The organism is Bradyrhizobium zhanjiangense (assembly GCF_004114935.1).
In the GTDB taxonomy this organism is placed as follows: domain Bacteria; phylum Pseudomonadota; class Alphaproteobacteria; order Rhizobiales; family Xanthobacteraceae; genus Bradyrhizobium; species Bradyrhizobium zhanjiangense.
Window position 1 is genome coordinate 8,267,836 of record NZ_CP022221.1, and the last position, 22,798, is coordinate 8,290,633.

The following is a 22,798-nucleotide window of genomic DNA, read 5'->3' on the forward strand; positions in this document are numbered from 1 at the left end:
GCGGCCGGAGCGGATGCTCCGGCCATCGTGTCAGGTCGGCTTGCCGTCCCAGAGCGCGAACTGACCCTTGCGCACGACGAGCTCGGCGTTCATGGCGCCTTTGACGCGACGGCTCTCGACGTCGAACGTCGCCGAGCCGAAGATGACGCTGGAGACGTCCTTGACCTTGGCGAAAGCGTCGCGGATGGCGCGGCGGTCGGTGCCGCCGATCTTGAGGACGGCAGCGGCCATGTTCATCGCGTCATAGGAATAGGCGTTGAAGGCGTCAGGCTCCTGCCCACCATATTTCGCCTTGAAGCCCGTGATGAATTTCTTCACCTCGGGCCGCGGGTCTTGGGGGAAATAGCGCGTGCCGAGATGAACGTCCTCGACCGCCTCGCCGCCGAGCTCCAGGAATTTCGGCGAGTAGACCGAGCTCGCCGCGCAGATGGTCTGCTTCAGGCCGACCTGGCGCGCCTGACGGGCGATCAGCGCGCCGTCGGAATAATAGGAGATCAGGATCAGCCCGTCCGGATTGGCATCGCGCACGCGCACCAGGGTGGAGCGAAAATCGCGCTCCTCCGCGATGTAGCCTTCGGTCACCGCGATCTCGGCGCCGTATTCCTTGGCCGCCTTGACGAAATGGTCACGGCTGGTGCGGCCCCAATCGGTGTTGAGGTGCAGCACCGCGAGCTTCTTCAGGCCGAGGCGCCTGACGGCGTAGGACGCCAGGAGCGGCTGCTCGTCGGCCTGGCTCACGGACGTGCTCCACATGAAGTCGCCGCCCTTGGTGAAATCGGGGTGCGAATTGGTGAAGCCGAACTGAACGAGGCCGCCGCGCTGATAGATCGGCGAGGCCGCCATCGAGGCGGGACTCGAGAAGTCGCCGAGCTCCATGACGATGCGGGCATCGGAGACGAACTTCTGGGCGATCGCCACCGACTGGCGCGGATCGCTCTGGCTGTCCTCGAATTGGTAGGCGAGCTTGCGGCCGTTGATGCCGCCGGCAGCCATGATCTCGTCGAGCGCGAGATCAAAGCCCTGCTTCCACTGCGCGCCATATTGCGCGTTCGGGCCGGTCAAGGGACCGCTGACGCCGAGCAGGATCGGCTCGGAAGATTGCGCGAAGGCCGCGCGCGAGAAGGCGGCTCCTGCCATCATGGCGGCGAGCGAGCCCTTGACCAGGGACCGACGATCGATGTTGCTCATGCACGGCTCCATCCATTCAGTGTTGAAACAAGCAGCAATTTCTATGCCGCTGCGACTGCCTATTTCGAGGGCTCGCCGAGCGACAGCATCAGCCGGTTGGCCCAGTTGAAGAACGACGCGCCATTGATGACGTCGACGATCTCGGCATCGTCGAGACCGGCGCGGCGCAGCTCCTCGACATTATCGGGGCCGAACGCGATCGGCGTTGCGGCCAGCGCCACCGACGCCTTGACGACGGCATTCCAGCGCTCGCCGAGATCGGCCTTGACGCCTTCGTCGAGCAGACGCTGCACGTCGTCGCGACGCTTGGAGTAAGTGCTGGCGAAGCGCGCATGCACGGAGGCGCAATAGATGCAGCCGTTGTAGCGCGAGGTTGCTGCCGCCGCGAGCTCTCGCTCGGCGCGCGGCAGGCCGTCGGCGACGTTGTAGAAGATGTCCTTGTCGGTCTTGGTGCGGGCTTCCAGCACCTCGGGATCGCGCACCAGCAGGCGGAAATATTCCGACTTGGCGCGGGCGCGATCGACGAGGCCGGCGAAATGCCGCTCGGTCAATTCGGCCTCGGGCAGCGGATCGATCCACGACACCCAGCCGAGCTCGTCCTGGGTAAAGACGACGGGCGGATTGACATTGTTTGCAGCACTCATGATGCGATCTCCTTACGCGCCGGCCGCGGTGCGCCCGAGCGAAGCGCCGAGCACGCGCAGACCAGTGACGACGCGCACCTGGAACGACAGGAACGCAACGAGCTGGGAGAAGGTGACGATGCCAGTGCTCGACCAGCCGGCGGCGAGCAGCGCCTTCATGTCGGCGGAGGCGGCATCGCGGGGACGGAATACCAGGAGATGCGCATGCTCGAACGCCGCAACAAGCCGGGTGCCGAGATCACGCTTACGCTCCGCGCTCACGCGGTAGATCAGGCCGGCCTTGTTCTCGATCGACAACGGGCCAGCCGGAAAGGCGCCATACGGGCCCGAGGTCTGGCCGCGCTCGATCTCCAGCTGGATCGCCGCGACGAGCGCCGCTCCATCCGCATTCGCCGCAAGCTTCTCGCGATAGAAGGCAGCGACGGGAGACTCGCCATGGAGCCCGGTCACGAAAGCCGCGATCGCGGCTCGCTCTACAAGCGAGAACTCGCTCGCGTCGATCGGCTCGAATAGTGAAAGATAGCTCTTCTGGGCATTCTCGCGCGCCTGAAGGCGGCGTGCGCGGATGGCATCCAGGGCCGATCCCGGTTCGATCCCGGCGAGCGTGTCGATGATATCTTTTGTTGCCATCATTCAGCCTCGTGCAACGCCATCCTGTTCGTTCGGGTTAGCCCGCCAATGCCACCCCAGGCGCCGTCCGAGTCCAGCCCAGCGCCGGCGCGACCTTGTCCGCGACCAGCTCGATCGAGCGTAGGATATAGGGATGCGGCGCATCGACCGAATGCGCCTGGAACACCAGATCGGTCACCCGTTCCAACGTGGCATCGGTGCGGAGCGAGGTGATGACGTCGTCGGCCGCGCCGACATGGGTGTCGAACGCGGTGATCATCTCCTCCAGCGTCTCGCCGGGCTTGGCGTGGCCGCCCTTGAGGAATTGCGGCAGCGCGCGCCGCAGTCCGATGTCGGCAAGGCGCATCGCCTCAGTGCGGTCGTCGGCGACAAAGACGCTGCGCGAGGCCATGATGCGCGGCTCGCGTCCTGGTGGCAGAGCTTCCAGATAGGCGTCGATGATCGGATTCTGGATCTCAGACAGTGTTGCACGCGGCGCCTCCTTGGTCCGCGGCTGGGTGCGCGACAGCAGCAAGCCATCGCCGGCCTTGCCGGCACGGGCACCGCCCGCGACCGAGAATGTCGCCTGCCAGATGCGCTTGTCCAATTCCGGTCGCTGCGGATAGAGCGTGTCGCCACCATCAAGCGGCTTGCCGGCCAGCGCGGTGCGGACGACGTCGAGATTCCGGGCAAAGATCTCGTTGCGCTGCGCGCTATCGAGACCGAAGGCGGCGAAGGCCGACGGGTTGCCGCCAGTGCCGACGCCGAGCTCGAAACGGCCATTGCAGAGCAGATCGAGCACCGCGGCATCCTCCGCCACTCTCACGGCGCTCTCGAGCGGTAAGGTGACGATGCCGGTGCCGAGGCGGATGCGCGAGGTCTGCGCGGCGACGTAGCCGAGGAAGGCGAAGGGCGACGGCAGGCCGCCTTCGCGCTCGTGGAAATGATGCTGCGCGATCCAGGCGGAATCGAGCCCCGCCTTTTCCGCGCGCACGATCTGCTCGGCCGCGAAGCGATATCGCTCGGCCGGGGGAGCCTCGTCGAGCAGCCGCGTGAAAAATCCCAGTCGTTTCAGGTTTGCAAAGCGTTTCATACGACCCCTGCCGGGCGAGGATGGGCCCCGATGATGTCGGTTGCCGCGGCTCCAGACAAGCGGGCATTGCGCAGGGCTGCCCGTCGGCATCGCCCCTGCGCTGAAGCCTGGGCAGACTGCCTACCAGCTCGGCAGCACCGCGCCCTTGAACTTGGTCAGGACGAACTCCTTGACCTCGGGGGTGTGGTAGCTGTCGATGAGGGTCTTGACCCAGGGCTTGTCCTTGTCCGCGCTGCGAACGGCGATCAGGTTGACATAGGGCCCCTTCGGGTCCTCGCGCAGGATCGGATCCTTGACGGGATCGAGTCCCGCCTGAGTTGCATAATTGGTGTTGATCGCGGCAGCGTCGACATCGTCGAGCGCGCGCGGCGCCTGCGCCGCATCGACCTCGATGAATTTCAGCTTCTTGGGATTCTCGGTGATATCGAGCACCGTCGGCTTGAAGCCGGTGCCCTCCTTCAGCTTGATCACGCCCTTGTCGCGCAGCAGCAGCAGCACGCGACCACCGTTGGTCGGATCGTTGGGGATCGAGACCTTGCCGCCGTCGGGAATCTCGGCGAAGGCCTTGTGCTTCTTCGAATACACGCCGATCGGGAAGTTCACGGTGAGCGCGACGGCCTCGATCTTGTAGCCGCGGTCGGCCTTCTGGTTGTCCAGGTAAGGCTGGTTCTGGAATGAATTGGCCTGAATCTCGCCGGCATCGAGCGCCGCGTTCGGCACGACATAGTCGGAGAACTCGATCAGCTGGATGTCGAGGCCCTGCTTGGCGGCGATCGGCTTCACCGCTTCCAGGATCTGCGCGTGCGGTCCCGGCGTCACGCCGATCTTGATGGTCTCGGCGGTGGCTGCGGCCGACCAAGCGGCAAGCACGGTCGCGAGGATCAGGGGAAGGCGAAACGACATCTTGGTCTCCGTAGGTCTTCGGCAATGATGGAACCGTATTCGCTTCTCTGCCGCGCGAAATCAATGAAATTGAAATCCATATTGGCAGGTCGTGGCGGGCGCACTTTCTCCATTCGGCACCAAACAGGAAACGAAATCACGGCGACGGCGCCTTCCGCAGAGGCGCGTCACGGTGCTGGCGATTGGTGTTGTCAGCATCCGCTAAGGCCAGCGCTCCAGGGGTCATGTGTGGCAATTTCCTGGCGGCTGCAATGAATCTCCGACTGGGGCAACATCACGAAACTTGATGCGCCAGCAGTGACCGGGTTAGCGTTTCGGCGCGGCCTTAGAACTTCCCCAAGTTCACGTAAGTTCGCACTGGATCGCCGCCTGCTCTCGGGCGGCGATCCGGGTCGTCGCCCGCAGGGGTGCTCCACATCGTCATTTCGTCGCAGGGCCTTGCGGCCTTGCCGGCATTGCCGCCTTGTGCATGATGCAACATGATGGCTGCTGGCGACGATTTGTCTTCGAGGTGGAGGTCATCCGATGAACGAGAACGAAATCCGCAATCTGGTCGCGGAAGTGAAGCAAGGCACGCTGTCGCGACGCTCGTTCATCCAAAAGGTGGCTGCGATCGGAATCGCAGCGCCGATCGCGAGCCAGATCCTGGTCTGGAACGATGTGGCGATGGCGGACGCCACGTTGCCGTACAAGCCGGCCAAGGCCGGCGGCGGCGGTCCGCTCAGGCTCCTGTTCTGGCAGGCCCCGACCCTGCTCAACCCACATTTCGCGATCGGCACCAAGGACCAGATGGCCTCGCGCGTCTTCTTCGAGCCGCTCGCCGGCTGGGACAAGGAGGGCAATTTGATCCCCTGCCTCGCCGCCGAGGTCCCGACCAAGGCGAACGGCAGCCTTGCGGCCGACGGCACGAGCGTGATCTGGAAGCTGAAGCAGGGCGTCAAATGGCACGACGGCAAGCCCTTCACCGCCGACGACGTCGTCTTCACCTGGCAGTACGCCGCGGATCTCGCAACTGCGGCCTACACCACGGGATCCTACAAGGACATCAAGGTCGAGAAGATCGACGACCACACCGTCAAGGTGATCTTCAAGGCGCCGACGCCGTTCTGGGCCGATCCCTTCGTCGGCTCGGTCGGCCAGATCCTGCCGAAGCATCATTTCGGCGACTATACCGGCGCCAAGTCGCGCGAGGCACCGGCCAATCTGAAGCCGGTCGGCACCGGCCCATACAAATTCGTCGAGTTCAAGCCCGGCGACCTGATCCGCGCCGAACGCAACCTCGACTATCACGTCAAGAACCAGCCGCATTTCGACACGCTCGAGATCAAGGGTGGCGGCGATGCGGTGTCGGCGGCGCGCGCGGTGCTGCAGACCGGCGAGTATGACTTCGCCTGGAACATGCAGGTGGAGGAGGAGGTCCTCAAGCGCATGGAGGCGAGCGGCAAGGGCAAGCTCGACATCACGCCGTCCGGCAATGTCGAGTTCATCATCCTCAACACAACCGACCCGTGGACCGAGGTCGACGGCGAGCGTTCGAACGCCAAGACCAAGCATCCGACGCTGTCCGATCCGGCCGTGCGCCGCGCGATCAACCTCCTGCTCGACCGCGATTCGATCCAGAAATTCATCTACGGCCGCGGCGGTGTCGCCACCGCGAGCTTCGTCAACGCGCCCAAGCAGTTCAAGTCGCCCAAGCTCAAATACGAGTTCAGCATCGACAAGGCCAACAAGATCCTCGACGAGGCCGGCTGGAAGAAGGGCGCGGACGGCATCCGCGAGAAGGACGGCAAGAAGCTCAAATACGTCTTCCAGACCTCGACCAACGCCCCGCGCCAGAAGACGCAGGCCATCATCAAGCAGGCCTGCGAGAAGGCCGGCATCGAGATCGAGATCAAAGCGGTCACTGCATCGGTGTTCTTCTCCTCGGATGTGGGCAATCCCGACACCTACTCGAAATTCTACGCCGACATGGAGATGTACAACACCACGCAGCCGCAGCCCGATCCGGAGCGGTTCTTGAACCAGTGCGTCTCCTGGGAGATCGCCAGCAAGGACAACAAATGGCTCGGCCGCAACATCTCCCGCTATTCCGATCCCGAAGCCGACAAGGCCTACAAGGCCGCGCAGAACGAGCTCGACCCGGTCAAGCGCGCCGCACTGCTGATCAAGGTCGACGAGACCTTTTGCGAGGCCAACGTCTTCCTGCCGCTGCTCTCCCGCAACGTCGTCAACGCCAACGTCAACAACCTCATGGTCGACATCTCGGGCTGGGACGTCACGACGTGGAACTTAGCGAGCTGGTATCGCACCTGACGCCGCAGCACGATCACGGGGAGCGTGCTCTCCACGACTGTTCACGCGATCATTGACGCTGCGGGTCAGATAAACGGCTTGCCGCCGGTGACGGCGAGGGTCCGCCCCTGATATGTAGCTCGAGAGCGGATCGGCGAGCATGACATAGGCGCTGGCGAGCTCGGCCGGCTCAATGGTCCATCGCAGGCCCTTATGAACACCCCTGCACCGGACCCCATTATCCCTCCACTGTGTGATTCACGTCACAGCAGAATCATCCGCCCTCGCCTACAACAACCGGGCATGGCCGCAAACAAGGTAACGGCGGTACGCACGAGGCTGGGGAGGCGATCAACAGCTACGGACTTTCGAAGCCGCCAGGGTGAAGACCTCGGCGGCTTTTTTCTATGGCAGGGCGGCCGGCGCAAGCGCCTTGCGGCCAGTGCCGCCGGCGGCGATCGTCGTTATTTCGGTCAAAAGCCTTTCCTTTGTTCGCGCTCTTCTTCCACCTGCCGCTCAGCCTCCAGCCAAAAGTCCAAGTCGCGGTTGGCCGGACGGCCGGCCTGCTCCCAGAGCTCGTAGGCGCGAGCCCGCACCTTGCCGCGGCGCATCATGCGGAGGAGCTTCTGCGTCAGCTCCTCGGCAAAGCTCCTGAATCGCGTGACAGTGGTTTCGTCCTTGGCGAGCACCGCCGCTCGCGTTGCGAGCTCGATCTGGTGCTCTATCTTTTGCTGCTCGTCCACGGTGAACACCGCGCCCTGCGAACGGACCCGCACCACAGCTCATGCTGCTTAGAGCCTCAATTCATTCTCAAGAGTTCCGTTCCGCGTGCAGCGCAGACGCAGACCACCATTTCGAAATGAGCCGGCCGTGACGGTTCTCAAGCGCGATGAGATTTGGATGAATCGTCATCGCGCTTCAGGTTTCTGTTTATGCATGATCTTTCCGGAAAACCGCTTCGCACTTTTCCGGATCATGCTTTAATGCCACGTCGTATCCGCCTCGACGATCACTGCCCTTGTTTCGGGATCTTCGGTCGTGTTGCAGGTGCAGGGCATCCCCTCACCACACCGGCAGCCGCCCAACTTCTCACTCCAAGGCCGGAGCGGATGGTTTTCGCAGACCCATCCCAGACCGTGGCAGAAGGGGCATTTCTTGCGGGTCACAGCGTATCCGGCGTCCGCGTGGTGTTCGACTTATCCTCGTTGCGCAACTGCTGCTCGGCCGCGCGCCAAAACTCGTCCTCACGACCTTCGGGCTTGCCAGCTTGCTCCCACAGTCGGTGCGCGCGCTCTCTGATCTCCTGCTCGGTCGGCTCAGGCATGGGCACCTCCTGCTCTAAAGCACGGCCCCATCCTTGGGGAGTATGGGGGCTTGGAGGCGGGGCCGTGCAGACCAGCAATCGGCGGCGACGCTGGCCCGCGGATTCAAGCCTCGATCATGCGCAAGAGTTCCTTTCCTCCCGCGAGCTCGGCTACGCGGCGCGGACTTGGCCAGACGTCGATCGATGATGCGCTTTGAAGTCGTCGGTAGCGGGGGAGGGATCCGCCATCACATTCCAAAAAGGAAATCCCCTAGTAACTCCAGAAGCTTGTCTGGATCTTGGGTGCGGGTCGGAGCGTGATACATCTCTCCCGGCTGTACACCTTCGCCGCCCCTTCAAGACCGACACGGGTCGTGCCGCGTACCTCTTACCTCAGCCGGCGAATTTGTGACGCCGGTCTGGACTAGCCGAGACCAGCAAGGCGCTGAGCTTCGGTTGCATGGGCAGCCAAGCTGCGCGGGCTGGCTTGAATATTTGAGATGAGTTCCAGATCAACCTGGCCTGACGAGAATGCAAACGGGACTTCCAACATGGATGGCCTGCTCTGTATCAACGAGGCCGCCGCTGGTGTGGTCGCGCTTGAGCAGCTTGATCGTGTCAGTGTCCTCGTTCGCCACGAACAGGAATTTGTCCGACAGTGCCAGCGCAAAGAACCGAGGCGTCTTGCCGCCAGTCGCCGTCCAGCCAATGGGCGATAGCCTTCCGCTCGCCGGCTCGATCGCGAACGTTGCGATGCTGTCGTCGCCGCGATTTGACGCATAGACAAAACGTCCGTCTGCCGACACCGCGATCTCTGCCGCCCGGCTATTTCCCGTGTAGGCATCAGGCACCGCCGACACGATCTGAAACGGCGCAAGCGTGCCGGTTGCAGGATCGAAATGATAGGACGTAACGGTCGAGTCGAGCTCGTTGACGACATAGGCGAGTCGGCCGCCGGGATGAAACGCCACGTGACGCGGGCCTGCCCCTTCACGCGCCCGCGCCGGCTTGCCGACGAGCACGAGCTTTCCTTGTTCGGCGTCGATCCTATAGGTGAAGACGAGGTCGAGCCCCTTGTCGGGCACCACGATGAACTTTCCCGACGGATCGAACTCGACTTGGTGCGGCTTGGCGAAGGGCTGCTCAACACGATGTGGCCCGATCTTGCCCTCCAGCTTGACCAGATCGATCACGGCGCCGAGCGCCCCATCCTCGTGCCGGGACAGCAGAGCAAGCGTGGAGGTGATGTGGTTGGCGACCACCACAAACCGGTTGCTCGGGTCGATCGCGAGGTGGACCGGGTTCTTTCCTTCCGTGCTCTGGCGGTTGATGACGGCAAGCTTGCCGCTTGCACGATCGATCGCCATCGCCGTGATGTCGCTGAGATCGCCATGCACCGTGCAGAGGAAGCGGCGTGTCCGATCGAAGGCGAGGAAACCGGCTCTGACACAGACCCTTTCATCAAATCATGATGGGGAACGCTGGATGAGGCTGGTATTCGGGATGCTCGTCGCAGGACTGGCGATCGGCGCAAGCGCGCCTGCTTGCGCACAGATCTCCGACGACGTCGTCAAGATCGGCGTGTTGACCGACATGTCGGGCATCGTCTCCGATGCCACGGGCGAAGGCTCGGTCGTCGCGGCGCAACTGGCTGCGGAGGAATTCGGCAACCGCGTCGCCGGCAAGCCCATCCAGATCGTGTTCGCGGACCATCAGCTCAAGCCCGACGTCGGCGCCAGCATCGCCCGCAAATGGTTCAAGCAGGAGGGCGTCGACGCCATCGCCGACGTTCCGAACTCGGCCGTCGCGCTGGCAGTTCAGGAGGCCGCCCGGACACGGTCGCGCGTCATGCTGTTCTCGTCGCCCGGAACGACCGCGCTCACCAACCAGTTCTGCGCGCCGACCAGCGTGGCCTGGACCTTCGATACCTATGCCCTCGCCCGCGGCACGGCCAAGACCGTGGTCGAGGGCGGCGGCAAGAGCTGGTACTTCGTGACCGCGGACTACGCTTTCGGTCATCAGCTCCAGAAGGACGCCAGCGCCGTCGTTGATGCCAATGGCGGCAAGGTGCTGGGAGCCTCGGCGCACCCGCAAGGCACCACCGATTTCGCGTCCTTTCTTTGAAGGCGCAGGCTTCCAAGGCTGACATCGTGGGGCTCGCAAATGCCGCCGGCGACACGGTCGCAACCATCAAGCAGGCCGAGGAGTTCGGCCTGACCGCCGGCGGGCAGAAGATGGCCGCGATGCTGCTGCTGCTCACCGACGTCCACTCGCTTGGCCTCCAGGCGACGCAAGGCACGTTCCTCACGACGCCGTTCTACTGGGATCTCAACGAACAGACCCGCGCTTGGTCGGAGAAGTTCGCAGGCCGGCGCAAGGGCCAGCGGCCGACCTTCATGCAGATCGGCGTTTATGAGGCCGTCCGTCATTATCTGCAGGCGATCGAGGCAACCGGATCGGACGACGCAAACAACGTGATCGCGAAGATGCGCGCAACGCCGATCGAGAGCGCCTTCACCCACGGCGCCACGATCCGCCAGGACGGCCGCGTCGTTCGCGACATGTATCTCGCCGAGGTCAAGGCTCCCAAGGAGTCCAAGGGGGAGTGGGACATCTACAAGATTCTGCGCACGATCCCGGCTCGAGACCTGACCATTCCGCCGACTGAAGCACTGACGCGATATCAAACATCCGACTGCAACATCCGAGGACAACAATGACGACGCCCGAAAACGAATGGAAGTACCCCTACGGCACCAAGCAGCGCTACCACCTCCAGCACGTGCATCTGTTTGCATCCAACGTCGATGCCACCATCGACTTCTACAGGACATGGTTCGATGCAAAAGTGACGTGGGATGGCGATGTCGCGGGTGCGCGGAACGTCTTCATCAAGGTCGGTATTGGCGCCATCCACCTCTACGACCAGCTTCCGCGCGGCGGAGGCAAGAACGCCGTCCACCATCTCGGCATGCAGGTCGTCGGTATCGACGAGCTGTACGAACGCATGAAGGCCGCGAGCCTGCATATTCCCAATCCGATCCGCCGCCTGGGCGGAGGTGGCGGCTATTTCATGCTCGGCGCGCCCGATGGCGTCGTCATCGAGGTCTTCGAGCCGGGCAAGCTGCGCGAGCCGGCGGTGCGCGACTACTACGGCTTCGGGGGATGAGCCCGTGGACACCGCTCTCCCGCGCGACACAATCGCTGACCTCGTTGCCGCTCACGCTGCGGCACTCCAGCCAGGGGACATCGATTTGCCAAGCAGCTTCGATTTTCCAACAGCAGACGCGCCTTCGCGTTCTCGCGGCACGACAGATGATCGCCCCTCTCGGATGAGCCGGGTTGGGTCGAAGAATCGCTTTTGCGTTACCATTCGAATCGCGTGCCGACCCCGACGGATGTCGAGCCCTTCGCATCGACATCCGACTCGACGCGGATGTGGCGCGTCACGTCGACATTGGCCGACACACCTGACTGGCTGGGGCTCGCGCCCGTCCGCACACCCACGCTCAGCCTGTCGCCGATCGCGCGCGAGGCGCCGACCATCGGACCGCCCGCCCCGGCACCCACGTCCAGATTGTCGACCCCAAGCGAGCGGCGCATGCGGTCCACCGTTCCCTCGCCACCGCTTGCAAACTGAGCCGCGGCCCCTGCGAGCTGTACGGCCTGCGAGGTCGTCAGGCTGGCCGAGGCCTTCTGAAAGAGAATGCGAGACAGGATCTCATCCTGCGGCAACTCGGGCTGCGAATGGAAGGCGAAGACCGGCGCGGCCGCCGGTCCCGAGATTCCGACCTGTGCGGTGATGTCGGAAGCCTGTATCTCTGCCGCGAAATCGAGCTCGGGCGCGAGATCTCCGTTGAAGGAGAGATTACCCTTGGTGAAGGTCAACGTCTTTCCGAGCACCACCAGCTTGCCCTGGAACAGCGAGAAGGCGCCCTTCGGCACCGGACCGTTGGTCGTGCCACCCACGTGAATGGAGCCGCCGAGCTCCGCAGTCGCCCCGCGGCCGTGGATGAAGACGTGGTTCGGCGCCGAGACCGTCACGTCGAGCGACGCGTTGAAGAGCGCCGGGCGTGCCTTGCTGCCTTTCAGCGTCTCCGCCTTGCGCTCCGCCGCAAGGCGTGCGGCGGCCTGGCCCGAGGCGTTCACATGGTTGATGCCGTCGATCGGCTTGAGCGTCGAAGGCAGGCGGTCCGGAATATCGATACTGACGCGGGTCAGGTCGATGCGACCGGCAATCCGTGGATCGCGCGCCAGGGCGCCCGTGACGTCGAGGGCGAGATTGGCCTGAGCGGTCGCCAGCGCGCTGGCGGCGAGGGTCGCCTGCTGGCCACGGATCGAGACCGTGCCCGGGAAGCCTGCATCCGGGGCGACCCTCACCTGGCCGGAGCCTGACAACGTGCCGCCGTTGGGCGTCACCGCGGCCAGGCGCTCCACGACGATCCGCTCTCCTTCGGCGGTGATTTTCGCCTCGATGGCATCGAGGCGCGTGCCGAGCATGCTGTCACGGAAGGTGCCTCCGCTCATGGTGGCGACACCGCCGATCTGAGGCTTCGAGCGCGTGCCGCCGACACGGGCATCGAGCGCGACGCTACCGGACACGGTGCGGCCGGAGGCGGAGAGCATCGCATTGGCGACGGCGGCATCGAGGCGGCCCTTCGCGGTCAGCGCAATCGGGCCCGTGGCGTCGAGCGGCAGCGTGCCCGACGCCGTGAACGTGCCGGCTTTTCCCGCGACAACTGTAGTGTTCAAGCTCGCGCGGCTTTCATCGAGCCGCCCATTCGCGGCAATGTCGATCGGCGGCAAGCCCGCGCTCCTGGTCGGCGGCGCCGCGAGCTGCTTGACGGCCACGCTGTACTGACCCATCGGCGCGCTCGCGGAGCCGGCGATCGCGGCTGAAGCGTCAAGCGTCCCGGCGAGCCTCAAACCAGGCATCGCGACATCGGCCGCGCCGAGCGGGATTGCGCTTGCCACGGCCTTGAGGTCGAGCGCCTTGCCGGCCTTGCCATCGACAGTGAAGCGGCCAGTCCCAATTCCGAGGGCCAGATGCTCGATCAGCACCGTGCCGTCGTCGAGCGTGAAGCCTGCGGGCCCCTGCAGCACGATCGCGTTGGCGCCACGCCGTGCGGTGAAACGATTGAGGTCGAACCGCGTCCGCTGCCTGGACGTCAACGCACCCGCGGCATCGAGATCGAAGCCGGCAGCCTTGGCGGAGAGACCGATCGCGCTCGTATCGGCATTGCCCCTGGCCGTCAGCGCGATGCTCGAGACGGTCTGACCGCCGAACGCGACATCGTTGACCCGGGTATCCGCATTGAGCACCGGATGGCTGTAGAGATCGGCGCCATCGGCGCGCAGATCGAAACTGCGGATGGCCGCACCGGCGGCGCGGATTCCCGCGCCCTTGCCAACGAGACGGACGGACTGCCGGCCGCCATCGGCCGAAGCGGCAAGCTCGAGTGAGACCGAACCGGCGAGTTCTGTGAGAACAAGCGGTGAGAGGTCGGCGAGCGCCCCAGCTGCGAAGCGAATCTGCCCGCTCGCGAATCTCTGCGCGTCGACCGTTCCTGCGCCCTTCAGCGACACCGAGCCGATCGCGATGTCGAGGGTCTTTGCGTGCCATCCGGCAAAGGCGGGAGCTCCGCGATCGTCACGCTCCGATGATCGGCGGCTCACCTGAACAATCCCGTGCGCGGGGTTGCCGTCGACGGAGCCGCTGAGCTTGGCGTCGACGGCACAGAGCCCGTTGATGTCGTTGACCGTCGCAGCGAGCTCCAGATGCGGAATGCGGCGCTGCATCGCGGTGGCGCGATCCACGGAGGCCCCGAACGAAACGCCGGGATGCGCGAGCCCGCCGGTCATGCCGACGTCGAGAGCTCCCGCACCGGTGAGGCGCGCATCGGCCGCCGAGAGATCCGGCAAGTCCACATGGGCCGACAGGTCGCTCGAGTCGCGCGTCACCGTTCCCTTGACGCGAACCGCGACATTGGCTCCGTCGAGCGACGCGCCGCGGACCGTGTAGGTGTCGCGGCCATCGGCAGAGAGATCGGCTGCGAGTGCGAGCCGCGCCCCCGCGAGCCCATCGAGCGCCGCAAGTCCCGTCGCAAGCTTCTCGCCAGTGCCTGACATTCGGGCGTCAAAGCTGCCACGCTGGAGGTCCGCGTCGAGATCGAGGCCGAACGCCGCCGAGCCCTTGAGCTTCAGCCCGGCAAGGTCGGCAAAGTGCCCGAGGTCGGGCACGGTTCCGGCAGCACGGCCATGCAGGCGATCGGCGCTGACATCACCTGTATAGGTCGCCTGAACCGTGGAGGTGCCGATCTCGAGACGCTCGATCCTGGCGCGGCCACCCAGGTCCGTATCGCCGTGGAGCACGAGCGATGCGGTGTTGCCGATCGCGGCCGCCAGACTCGCGTCGCGTGCCGCAATGCCGGAGGCGCGCAGGTTCGCGTCAAGGATAATACGCGTTGCGGGATCGCTGGCTTCGGCGCGAGGGAGGGCCGTGACGGAAGCGTCAAGCGTCTCGACATCTCCGTCCGGCAGATGAGCACCCGACAGCGCGAGCTTGACCGATGCTGTGGGAGCCTTGATCGTGCCGGTGACGCGGCTATCGAAGACGAGGCTGCGGATCGAGCCGTGGTCGGTTTCGGTCACGTCGCCGTTGCTTGGCAGGGCGCGGATGGAAGCCGCGAAATCCATCATCTTGTCGGCTCCGAGCAAGCCCTTCGCGTCGAGCCGGGCGAGATGACTCGTGAGCGTCAGCCCGTCCAGTACGACGCTGCCGTCGTCACCAATACGCGTCGTGCTGTCGAGCTTGGTTTCACCGGCAAAGACCGGCGCGGCAATTGCCGGCAACAACGGCCCGAGATGGCTAGTAAGGCGCGTTGCAAGCACTCGGCCCGCACCGTTTCGGTCAAGCGTAATCGTGCCGGTCGCATCGATCGTGGGGCCGGCCTGCAACTTCAGGGCACCGCGAAAGCTGTCGAGCTTGCCCTGGCCGCCCAGTGCGAATGTGACGGGCGGCTCGCCCGGCAAATGACCGAGCTTCGACATGAGTCCATGGGCCGGCTCGTCAAGCGTGACGTTGAGGGTCAGCGCATTTCCCTGCGGAACGTAGGCGAGAGCGGCCTTGAAGCGGCCCGGAAAATCCTTGCGGATGGCGTCGAGATTGAAGACGAGCCCTTCGGCGGGCGAGCCGAGCTCGGTATTGCCGGTCGCCGCGACACTGAGGGCTTCACCCAGAATGGACTGCCCAAGCGTCAGGGCTCGCAGGTCGAAAGCCTTCACCTGCACCTTCACCGGAAGGTCGGGCAGGATCGGCTGGTCGGACTCGGCGACAGGTTGGTCGGATGGCAGAGGCTTTCGCCTGATCTCAAGCGTGCCGATCTCGAGACGGTCGATCTCCAGTCGCCCCAGCAGCAGTGCGCTGCGTCGCCAGACGAGGCGCGCCTTGTCGAGCGTCAGCCAGACTCCGTCCTTGTCGGTGATGCTGACGTCGCGGACCGTGGCATCCGAGGACAACACGCCATCGACGGCGCCGACATGGACCTGGGTCGCCGGTGTCGAGAGCGTCCGCGAGACAAGACTGGCCAGCACATCCTGCTGGTTCTCGCCGCTCCCGCCCACCATTCCGTAGACTACGATGCCGAGCAACGCGACGCAGACGAGTCCGAGGGCGGCGACGGCGGAACAAACGATGAGCGGTCGTCGGATGCGCATCAGAATGCTTGCCCAATGCTGACATAGATTGCGTAGCGGCTGTCGCCGGGGCGTGGATTCAGCGGCGTCGCAACATCAAGGCGGATCGGGCCGACCGGCGTGAGATAACGCAAGCCAAGTCCCGCCCCATAGCCCACATAGTCGTCGAAGCCTGGCACGGATGATCGGGAGGCGGTGCCAAAGTCGAAGAATGGCACGAGGCCGATGGTGGGCGTGATCCTCACCCGCACCTCGGCGGAGCCCTCGATCAGGCTGCGACCACCGGTGATTTGGCCGAACATCATCGGCGAAATGGTATTGAACCCGTAACCGCGCACGGATCCGCCGCCGCCAGCGAAGAAGCGATGCGCATCCGGGATCTCGGCGAGCGGCGCTCCCGCAAGCGAGCCTGCAGCCAACCGGCCCGCCAGAACGTAATTGGCCTGCTCGTCGAGCGCATAGTAAGCCGAGCCCGCGATCCGCCCTTCGAACAGATCGATGGTGGAGCCCATCAGCTTCGGATAGGCATTGACGGTCGCCGACAGGCGCACACCGCGCGTGGGGTCGAGCGGATTGTCGGTGGTGTCGTAGCGGCCGGTCGCGGTGAAGCCGATCAGCGTCGCGTCGACCCGCCCCAGCACGTCCAGCGATTTCGATTGCTCGACCTGAAGACCGGCCTGCAGCGAAGCCGCCTCCGAAAAGCGGTGGATCACGCCGAATGTGCCGCGCACCGTATCGTCGGCGTAACCGCCGAGGTCGTTGTTGCCGACACGCTCGCGGAACGCAGTGGCCTCGACCAGAAGATCGTTGGCCGTACCGAACATGCCCGGCTTGATGAAGGTAGCGGTCAGTCGCGCGCCGAAATCCGAGGCGTGGAGATTATTGAAGCCGTTGAAGGACGTGCCGTCGACCCGTTGCAGAAGCGAGGCGGACGCTTCGAGCCTCAGGCGCTCGCCGCCGCCAAATATGTTCCGATCCTCGTAATAGCCCGCAATGCCGGGACCATCGACGGTGGAATATTTCGCCGAGAGACCCACCGCGTGCCTCGGCCTTTCTGTCAAATCGATGAAGACCGGCAGGTTGCCATTGGCATCGAGCTTGTCGGCCTCGCGGATGCGAATTCCTCCGATGGCTGGGATCCTAGCGATCGAGGTCTTCGTCAAGGCAAGCCGCTCGGGCGAATAAGGCTCGCCTTCCCTCAGGTGGACATGCGTGGCCACCACCCTCGGGTCGACATCTCCGCCCGAGATCGTGACGGCGCCGATGCCGGCTTCGGGGCCCGCTTCGACGCGCATCCGAAAGTCCATTGCGGCGGCCGCATGATCGACGGTGGCCTTGACGTCGGCGATCTTCGCAAGCGGATGTCCGTTGCTGCGGAACCAGTCCACGAGCTTCACCTGCGCGGCGCGCAGGTCGGCCGAGATCGCGCGATCGCCGGACTTCAGCGCAAAGGCGCGGCGCGGCAATCCACGCGGCGCTTGCTCGCGCGCATAGTCCACTTCGACGGTGCGCAGCTTGAACAAGGGACCGAGCCGTGCGGTGACCTTGATTGGAACGACCGACCGATTGCGAAAGGTGTCGGCCCGACGCGCCGCGGCGGCGAGCCCGGTCTCGTCGGGGGATACGGGAACTCCGTCCACCGTTACATCGATCTGGGCATTATAGCGGCCAAGCCCCCAAAGGGCATCGAGCAGCGGATTGATATCGGCCTGAAGCCGGCGCATGAGACCTTCGCCATCCGGCGGTGGTTCCTGTCGGAGTCGATAGGTGCCGGAGGCATCGCGCAACACCTGCTCGGCGTCACTATCATTCTTGCCATCCAGCGTCTTGGCCTCAATCTCCAGCCGATAGGACAGCGTCGTGGCGCTGACCGGCGGCGGATCGTCGGAACCGAAAAGGCCAAAGAAATCGAGCGCGTGAGCCTGCTCGCACAGCGACCAACCGACGACGGCGACACACCCCGAACGTAGGATGCGTCGCGCCGCAGCGACAAAATATCCTCGCCTTGCCCGCCGCAGCGGCCGGCATCGTCGCAACACGATTTGCTTGATTGTTCCGCTCCGTACTCGCCTGTTGACAACTCGAGCCTCTGCAACTCAGGCCCGGCGATCCCCTGTCTCCGCATTCAACAGGCACCACACGCGAAATTGATAGACATCATGATGGACAATGTAGGGCACAGAAAAAATCGTCTTCGTGATCTTCTATTGATTGAACAAAGACCACGACGTTCAAGAAAGCTCCACTGTTCAGGTACGCTCCACGAAAAAATGCTCTAGAAACTGTGTGCCCATCCGAAGAGTTCCGCGCGCGACTCTTTGCCATTATTGTTTTTGGGCGGCATTCCGGTAACGAGTCCTCACTGAATTTCTTGCAACGGGGAACATCCACATCGGACTCATGATCGGCAAATTTCAAAGGCGTGATTCCAGCGCGCCCTTGCGTAGCTGCGGAGCAGCCGTGGCAAGTTCAAGCGCCTCTATCCGCGCTGCACTTCCCCAAAGGCGTCCCGGCTATCGCCACCGGCGATGCGCGAGCTATTTCGATCATGACAAGTTCAAGTTCTTCACGCTCGTCTCACACCATCGACGTCGCTGGGATGATCCAAACAAAGATCCTGAGTGCGTTTGGATTGGGGAAGCGATCGATGAAAAAAGTGCCCGCTTCGCCATGAACTGCCGCTAGACATGCGTAGGCTCCTCGCCCCGCCAGGGCGCGTTTGACGTGGAGATCAAAGGCCGCTTGCGACCGGGCTCTCGACGGTTGCGGCCTAGGGTCAACAACCAGAAGAGTCCTGTCGATTGGGTGAAACCGGATGGCGGCGCATCGTGCTGCCTTCGATTGAACCCGGACGCGTTTGATGTCGCAGGAGAGTTGGGCGCTTCTGGTCGCATTCCCGAAGTCGGAGCTTCAAATCGGTGACGGCGCTTGGTTTGGAGATTTATTCGCCGTTCTACGCCTCGGCTTTAACGATCTGCCGATCAATGTTCTTCCGGCCGCCTTGGATACGCGTTCGGAGACGGTAGAAGCAGCGGCGCGGCCTTGTTATCAATCGACGCGTCAGCTCGCCTCAACCGCCATTGATCCGGCGCTGGCGACCACCCATGTCGCCGGCCCAAAGGCTACCATCGAGCACATGGTGTCGCGGAAAATCGTAGCTTGGCGGAGAAACGCGTACGATTGGTAGCGGGGGTCCGTTACATCGCGAAACCCACTATTTCGCCAGTACTGTTCTCGTATCGCCGGACGCCCGTCACCCCTACGTGAAGTCACCAGGTTTCAAACCGAGTGCCTGACGGCAACTTCCGGAAGTGGTCCCCACGCTTCAACTCTTTCATTCGGGGCCATGATGGCCGCAATGACGGCTGCCGCCTTGGCCGGATCTCCTTCGGTCACGAAGAAAGACCGAGCGAACCGGTGGGCCGCCGCCCGGAGGCTCAGTCGTTACCAGGACGACTGACCATTTGCCATGATCTCCTATCTCCTATACCGCCATCGCTGCGTCGCTTCCACGATCGTGTGGATCGATCCCGGCAACCTGCAGTGCAGCAATAACCGGGTGCGCATCAGCGGAACCCGCCGTAGTCTCTTGCATCGTCTCGTCACAATCACCAACTGAGCAAGTTACAGAGGCCAAAATCGCTCCGGGAGTGAGCGCGTGGCCAGCCGCAGGTTAAATCAAGATCTGCCCGTCATCGCGCGTTTTGAGGTGCGCCATCGCAACTACCTCGCGCCAAACGGCTCGATAAACCGGCCGCTCCCTGCCTTCGCCTCCGACGCCGACCTGCTCATCTCGCTCTACCGGGCCATGGTGCTGCTGCGCCTGTTTGACCAGAAGGCTGTTGCATTGCAGCGCACCGGCCGGCTTGGGACTTACGCCGTTTCACTCGGCCAGGAGGCGGTGTCGGTTGGCATGGCCAGTGCGATGCGGGAAGAAGACGTGTTGTTACCCTCCTATCGCGACAATGGCGCGCTGATTTGGCGCGGGGTCAAGCTTGAAGAGATCCTGCTGTTTTGGGGCGGGGATGAACGCGGCAATTGTTTCTCCGGGCCGGTCCACGATTTTCCGTTCTGCGTTCCCGTAGGATCTCAGGCGCCTCATGCCGCCGGCGTCGCCTATGCTTTGAAGCTGCGCAAGGAGCCGCGTGTCGCCGTGTGCCTGTTCGGCGATGGCGCCACCTCGAAAGGCGACGTCTACGAAGCGATGAATTTTGCCGGTGTGCACAAATTGCCCATCGTGTTCGTCGTCGCCAACAATCAATGGGCGATTTCGGTACCGTTGCGGCTGCAGACCAGTTGCGAAACGCTGGCGCAGAAGGCCATCGCCGCGGGATTCACCGGCGAGCAGGTCGATGGCAGTGACGTGGTGGCGATGCGCGCCGCCGCAGAAGAGGCCGTCGCTGCGGCGCGCAACGGTAAAGGCCCCCGTTTCATCGAGGCGGTCACCTACCGCCTCGGCGACCATACAACCTCCGATGACGCTTCTCGTTATCGTTCGGCTGACGAAGTCCAGGCGCGTTGGAAGGAAGAGCCGATTGCCCGCTTGAGGGCTTATCTCGTTGCTCAAAAGATGTGGGGCAAGGCGGATGAGGAGCGCCTCGCCTCCGAGTGCCATGAGCGCATCGAGGCAGCGGTTGAGCGTTACCTGGCAACGGCACCGCGCCGGCCGGAAACCATGTTCGATCACCTCTACGCCGATTTACCAGAGGTCTATGCGGCCCAGCGCGGTGAGCTCGCGGGAAAGCACGATGCCTGAGGTAACGCTGGTGGAAGCCATCAATCTGGCGCTGGGACGCGCATTGGAGGACGATCCCGACGTCGTCGTGCTGGGTGAAGACGTTGGCGTCAACGGAGGCGTCTTCCGCGCAACTGCAGGATTGCAGAAACGCTTTGGCGCTGAGCGCGTGCTTGATACGCCGCTTGCTGAACTCCTGATCAGCGGGCTCTGCGTGGGCATGGCGGCGCAGGGGCTGAAGCCTGTCGGCGAGATCCAGTTTATGGGATTTATCTATCCCTGTCTGGATCAGCTGGTGAACCATGCGTCCCGAATTCGCAACCGCACCCAAGGACGGCTCACCTGTCCAATGGTCCTGCGTGCACCGCATGGGGCGGGCATTCGCGCGCCCGAGCATCATTCCGAAAGCACCGAGGCGATGCTCGCCCATATTCCCGGCTTGCGCGTTGTCATGCCCTCTTCGCCGGAGCGCGCCTATCGACTTCTCCTCGCCGCGATCCGCGATCCCGATCCGGTGGTGTTTCTGGAGCCAACACGCTTATACCGTACGGCAAGAGGCGAGTTGCAGGATGACGGTGCAGCCTTGCCGCTGGATCATGCCTTTGTCCTGCGGAAAGGTCGCGACCTCACGCTGATCAGTTGGGGAGCTGCGGTGAAAGAGACCATGGCCGCAGCCGATGCACTCTCTGCCGAAGGCATTGCTGCCGAGGTCATCGATCTTGCCACGCTCAAGCCTTATGATGAAAGCACCGTGCTCGGCTCGATTGCAAAGACCGGGCGTTGCGTCATCGTGCACGAGGCGGCTCGCACCGGAGGATTCGGAGCCGAGATCGCAGCCCTTATCGCCGAACTCGGTCTTTCCTCGCTGCTCGCTCCCGTGATCCGCATCACCGGCTACGACACCGTCATCCCGATGGCACGCCTCGAGCAGTTCTATATGCCCTCGGTCGAACGCATCGTCATCGGGGCGCGCAAGGTGTGCCAGTTCAGCTAGTTCTCGACGGACTTCGTCCTATGCGCCAGTTCATGCTGCCCGATCTGGGAGAGGGTCTCGAAGAGGCGGAAATCGTCGCCTGGTACGTCAACGAAGGCGATCACGTCGTCACCGATCAGCCGCTTGTTTCCGTCGAAACGGACAAGGCAGTCGTTGAAATACCGTCGCCGTCGAGCGGACGCATTGCGCACGTATTTGGCGCCAAGGGCGACATCGTGAAGGTCGGAACGCCGCTCGTCGAATTTGCCGAAGGCGCCGAGCCGGACACCGGCACAATTGTCGGCGAACTCGGCAGCACTGAACATCCGCTCGCGGCAGGGCCCTCCTCCGAGCGGCCGGCCGGACAGCAGCCTCAGGTGTTTCCGGCTGTGCGCTCACTCGCGCGCAAGCTCGATATTGATCTTGAGAGCGTCGTGGCCACCGGACCCGGCGGCACCATCACACGGGCCGATGTCGAACGGGCCGCAAAGAGCGTGTCCCAAACCGGCCGCCCCGAGCCCCTGCGAGGCATGCGGCGCGCGATGGCCCAACGCATGATGGCAGCCCACGCGGAAGTCGTCCCCGCTACCGTAACTGATGAAGCCGATATCGACGATTGGCCGACGGGTGAGGACGTGACGATCCGCCTGGTGCGAGCGATCGCCATCGCCTGCAAGGCAGAACCTGCTCTCAATGCCTGGTACAATTCCAGCACGGGAGAACGGCGCCTGATCGCGCGCATCGATTTAGGCATCGCCGTTGACACCGAGGGCGGCCTCATCGTTCCCGTGTTGCGCAATGTCGCTGAGCGCAGCGTCGCGGACTTGCGGGCCGGCCTCGACCGCTTGCGGGCCGACTCAATCGCGCGCTCGATACCCCCCGAAGAGCTGCGCGGCGCGACCATTACGCTGTCGAATTTCGGGATGATTGGCGGCCGGTTTGCCAATCTGGTGATCGTCCCGCCACAGGTGGCCATTATCGGAGCAGGGCGGATTTCGCAGCGGGCAGTCGCTTATCGGGGCCAGCCAGCGGTGAGGCGCATGCTGCCATTGTCGCTCACCTTCGACCATCGCATCGTGACCGGCGGCGAGGCCGCTCGCTTCCTGGTCGCGCTCAAGTCGCAGCTTGAGCTTACGCCGTGAATCACCGTTTGCGCGTGCTTCTGAGACGTGTCTTCTGAGACGTGTCTTCTGAGACGTGTCTTCCAGCCCAAGCCTGTCATCGCACAACAGCCTGCAGGAACCCGTGCCCCCTGTCTGCGGGCGCATTGAGGATCCTTCAATGATCCGCCGCCGGCTTGAATTCTCCCATGAGGCCGACCGCTACCACTGTGGATGCGAAATCGTAGAAGATCGTAGTTTGG

General features: G+C 63.7%; 15 protein-coding genes and 3 pseudogenes. 7 read left to right on the forward strand and 11 right to left on the reverse strand.

All coding sequences use genetic code 11. The annotated features are described in order from the left end of the window. Positions 1-30: 30 nt before the first annotated feature. The 5 genes from XH85_RS39500 to XH85_RS39520 all read right to left on the reverse strand — a co-directional run bounded on the left by XH85_RS39500 (position 31) and on the right by XH85_RS39520 (position 4,437). A complete protein-coding gene (locus XH85_RS39500; RefSeq protein ID WP_128936260.1) occupies positions 31-1,188 on the reverse strand; it encodes an ABC transporter substrate-binding protein in 1,158 nt (385 codons plus the stop codon). Between the two features lie 59 nt (positions 1,189-1,247). Further along, positions 1,248-1,832 carry an alkylhydroperoxidase domain protein gene (locus tag XH85_RS39505; RefSeq protein ID WP_128936261.1) on the reverse strand — a complete coding sequence of 195 codons (585 nt, stop codon included), beginning with the start codon at positions 1,830-1,832 and terminating at the stop codon, positions 1,248-1,250. 12 nt (positions 1,833-1,844) lie between these two features. Beyond that, on the reverse strand, positions 1,845-2,462 hold the full coding sequence (locus XH85_RS39510; protein WP_164940162.1) for a CMD domain protein: 618 nt from the start codon (positions 2,460-2,462) through the stop codon (positions 1,845-1,847). Positions 2,463-2,499: 37 nt separating this feature from the next. Then, positions 2,500-3,534, reverse strand: coding sequence for a putative FMN-dependent luciferase-like monooxygenase (locus tag XH85_RS39515; protein ID WP_128936263.1), 1,035 nt, complete (start codon positions 3,532-3,534; stop codon positions 2,500-2,502). Between the two features lie 120 nt (positions 3,535-3,654). After that, positions 3,655-4,437 (reverse strand): MetQ/NlpA family ABC transporter substrate-binding protein, encoded by a 783-nt coding sequence (locus XH85_RS39520; protein WP_128936264.1) that lies wholly within the window; start codon positions 4,435-4,437, stop codon positions 3,655-3,657. A 525-nt stretch (positions 4,438-4,962) separates the two neighbouring features. On the opposite strand from XH85_RS39520, the gene XH85_RS39525 reads away from it, so the two are divergent. Beyond that, positions 4,963-6,750 (forward strand): peptide ABC transporter substrate-binding protein, encoded by a 1,788-nt coding sequence (locus XH85_RS39525; protein WP_128936265.1) that lies wholly within the window; start codon positions 4,963-4,965, stop codon positions 6,748-6,750. Positions 6,751-6,815: 65 nt separating this feature from the next. Here XH85_RS39525 and XH85_RS47110 read toward each other — a convergent pair. From XH85_RS47110 to XH85_RS39550, 4 genes and pseudogenes are all read right to left on the reverse strand, one after another. Beyond that, positions 6,816-6,921: pseudogene (locus XH85_RS47110) on the reverse strand (NAD(P)-dependent oxidoreductase); the annotation flags it as partial. Positions 6,922-7,202: 281 nt separating this feature from the next. Next, the gene (locus XH85_RS39535; protein ID WP_245473415.1) at positions 7,203-7,481 is read right to left on the reverse strand and encodes a DUF2934 domain-containing protein; all 279 of its coding nucleotides are present in this window, start codon (positions 7,479-7,481) and stop codon (positions 7,203-7,205) included. 410 nt (positions 7,482-7,891) lie between these two features. Beyond that, the gene (locus XH85_RS39545; protein WP_128936266.1) at positions 7,892-8,053 is read right to left on the reverse strand and encodes a DUF2934 domain-containing protein; all 162 of its coding nucleotides are present in this window, start codon (positions 8,051-8,053) and stop codon (positions 7,892-7,894) included. A 491-nt stretch (positions 8,054-8,544) separates the two neighbouring features. Continuing rightward, positions 8,545-9,462, reverse strand: a pseudogene (locus XH85_RS39550) (lactonase family protein); the annotation flags it as partial. 55 nt (positions 9,463-9,517) lie between these two features. Between XH85_RS39550 and XH85_RS39555 the strand changes: the two are divergent. Further along, positions 9,518-10,752: pseudogene (locus XH85_RS39555) on the forward strand (ABC transporter substrate-binding protein). After that, complete coding sequence (locus XH85_RS39560) at positions 10,749-11,201, forward strand: VOC family protein (protein WP_128936267.1); 453 nt, start codon at positions 10,749-10,751, stop codon at positions 11,199-11,201. Before XH85_RS39555 ends, XH85_RS39560 begins: the two are co-directional and overlap by 4 nt. A 197-nt stretch (positions 11,202-11,398) precedes the next feature. Here the strand turns inward: XH85_RS39560 and XH85_RS39565 are convergent, their stop codons facing one another. Together XH85_RS39565 and XH85_RS39570 are read right to left on the reverse strand one after the other, a co-directional pair. Further along, complete coding sequence (locus XH85_RS39565; RefSeq protein ID WP_128936268.1) at positions 11,399-15,748, reverse strand: translocation/assembly module TamB domain-containing protein; 4,350 nt, start codon at positions 15,746-15,748, stop codon at positions 11,399-11,401. After that, positions 15,748-17,766 carry an autotransporter assembly complex protein TamA gene (locus XH85_RS39570; RefSeq protein WP_245473413.1) on the reverse strand — a complete coding sequence of 673 codons (2,019 nt, stop codon included), beginning with the start codon at positions 17,764-17,766 and terminating at the stop codon, positions 15,748-15,750. Before XH85_RS39570 ends, XH85_RS39565 begins: the two co-directional genes overlap by 1 nt. An 821-nt stretch (positions 17,767-18,587) precedes the next feature. Between XH85_RS39570 and XH85_RS39575 the strand changes: the two genes are divergently transcribed. The 4 genes from XH85_RS39575 (at position 18,588) to XH85_RS39595 (ending at position 22,577) form a co-directional block, all read left to right on the forward strand. Further along, the gene (locus XH85_RS39575; protein ID WP_128936269.1) at positions 18,588-18,914 is read left to right on the forward strand and encodes a hypothetical protein; all 327 of its coding nucleotides are present in this window, start codon (positions 18,588-18,590) and stop codon (positions 18,912-18,914) included. 471 nt (positions 18,915-19,385) lie between these two features. Further along, positions 19,386-20,483, forward strand: a complete 1,098-nt coding sequence (gene pdhA / locus XH85_RS39585; protein ID WP_206734283.1) for a pyruvate dehydrogenase (acetyl-transferring) E1 component subunit alpha — start codon at positions 19,386-19,388, stop codon at positions 20,481-20,483. Further along, on the forward strand, positions 20,476-21,456 hold the full coding sequence (locus XH85_RS39590; RefSeq protein ID WP_128937585.1) for an alpha-ketoacid dehydrogenase subunit beta: 981 nt from the start codon (positions 20,476-20,478) through the stop codon (positions 21,454-21,456). The genes pdhA and XH85_RS39590 overlap by 8 nt, the downstream gene beginning before the upstream one ends. 20 nt (positions 21,457-21,476) lie before the next feature. Then, positions 21,477-22,577 carry a dihydrolipoamide acetyltransferase family protein gene (locus XH85_RS39595; RefSeq protein ID WP_128936270.1) on the forward strand — a complete coding sequence of 367 codons (1,101 nt, stop codon included), beginning with the start codon at positions 21,477-21,479 and terminating at the stop codon, positions 22,575-22,577. Positions 22,578-22,798: the final 221 nt, after the last annotated feature.

Bases quoted from the DNA above. Each gene is read 5' to 3' on its own strand.
- XH85_RS39525 (WP_128936265.1), top strand. From the start codon at position 4,963: ATGAACGAGAACGAAATCCGCAATCTGGTCGCGGAAGTGAAGCAAGGC.
- XH85_RS39595 (WP_128936270.1), top strand. From the start codon at position 21,477: ATGCGCCAGTTCATGCTGCCCGATCTGGGAGAGGGTCTCGAAGAGGCG.
- XH85_RS39520 (WP_128936264.1), bottom strand. From the start codon at position 4,437: ATGTCGTTTCGCCTTCCCCTGATCCTCGCGACCGTGCTTGCCGCTTGG.
- XH85_RS39590 (WP_128937585.1), top strand. From the start codon at position 20,476: ATGCCTGAGGTAACGCTGGTGGAAGCCATCAATCTGGCGCTGGGACGC.
- XH85_RS39515 (WP_128936263.1), bottom strand. From the start codon at position 3,534: ATGAAACGCTTTGCAAACCTGAAACGACTGGGATTTTTCACGCGGCTG.
- XH85_RS39565 (WP_128936268.1), bottom strand. From the start codon at position 15,748: ATGCGCATCCGACGACCGCTCATCGTTTGTTCCGCCGTCGCCGCCCTC.
- XH85_RS39500 (WP_128936260.1), bottom strand. From the start codon at position 1,188: ATGAGCAACATCGATCGTCGGTCCCTGGTCAAGGGCTCGCTCGCCGCC.
- XH85_RS39505 (WP_128936261.1), bottom strand. From the start codon at position 1,832: ATGAGTGCTGCAAACAATGTCAATCCGCCCGTCGTCTTTACCCAGGAC.
- XH85_RS39575 (WP_128936269.1), top strand. From the start codon at position 18,588: ATGTCGCAGGAGAGTTGGGCGCTTCTGGTCGCATTCCCGAAGTCGGAG.
- XH85_RS39510 (WP_164940162.1), bottom strand. From the start codon at position 2,462: ATGGCAACAAAAGATATCATCGACACGCTCGCCGGGATCGAACCGGGA.
- XH85_RS39545 (WP_128936266.1), bottom strand. From the start codon at position 8,053: ATGCCTGAGCCGACCGAGCAGGAGATCAGAGAGCGCGCGCACCGACTG.
- XH85_RS39560 (WP_128936267.1), top strand. From the start codon at position 10,749: ATGACGACGCCCGAAAACGAATGGAAGTACCCCTACGGCACCAAGCAG.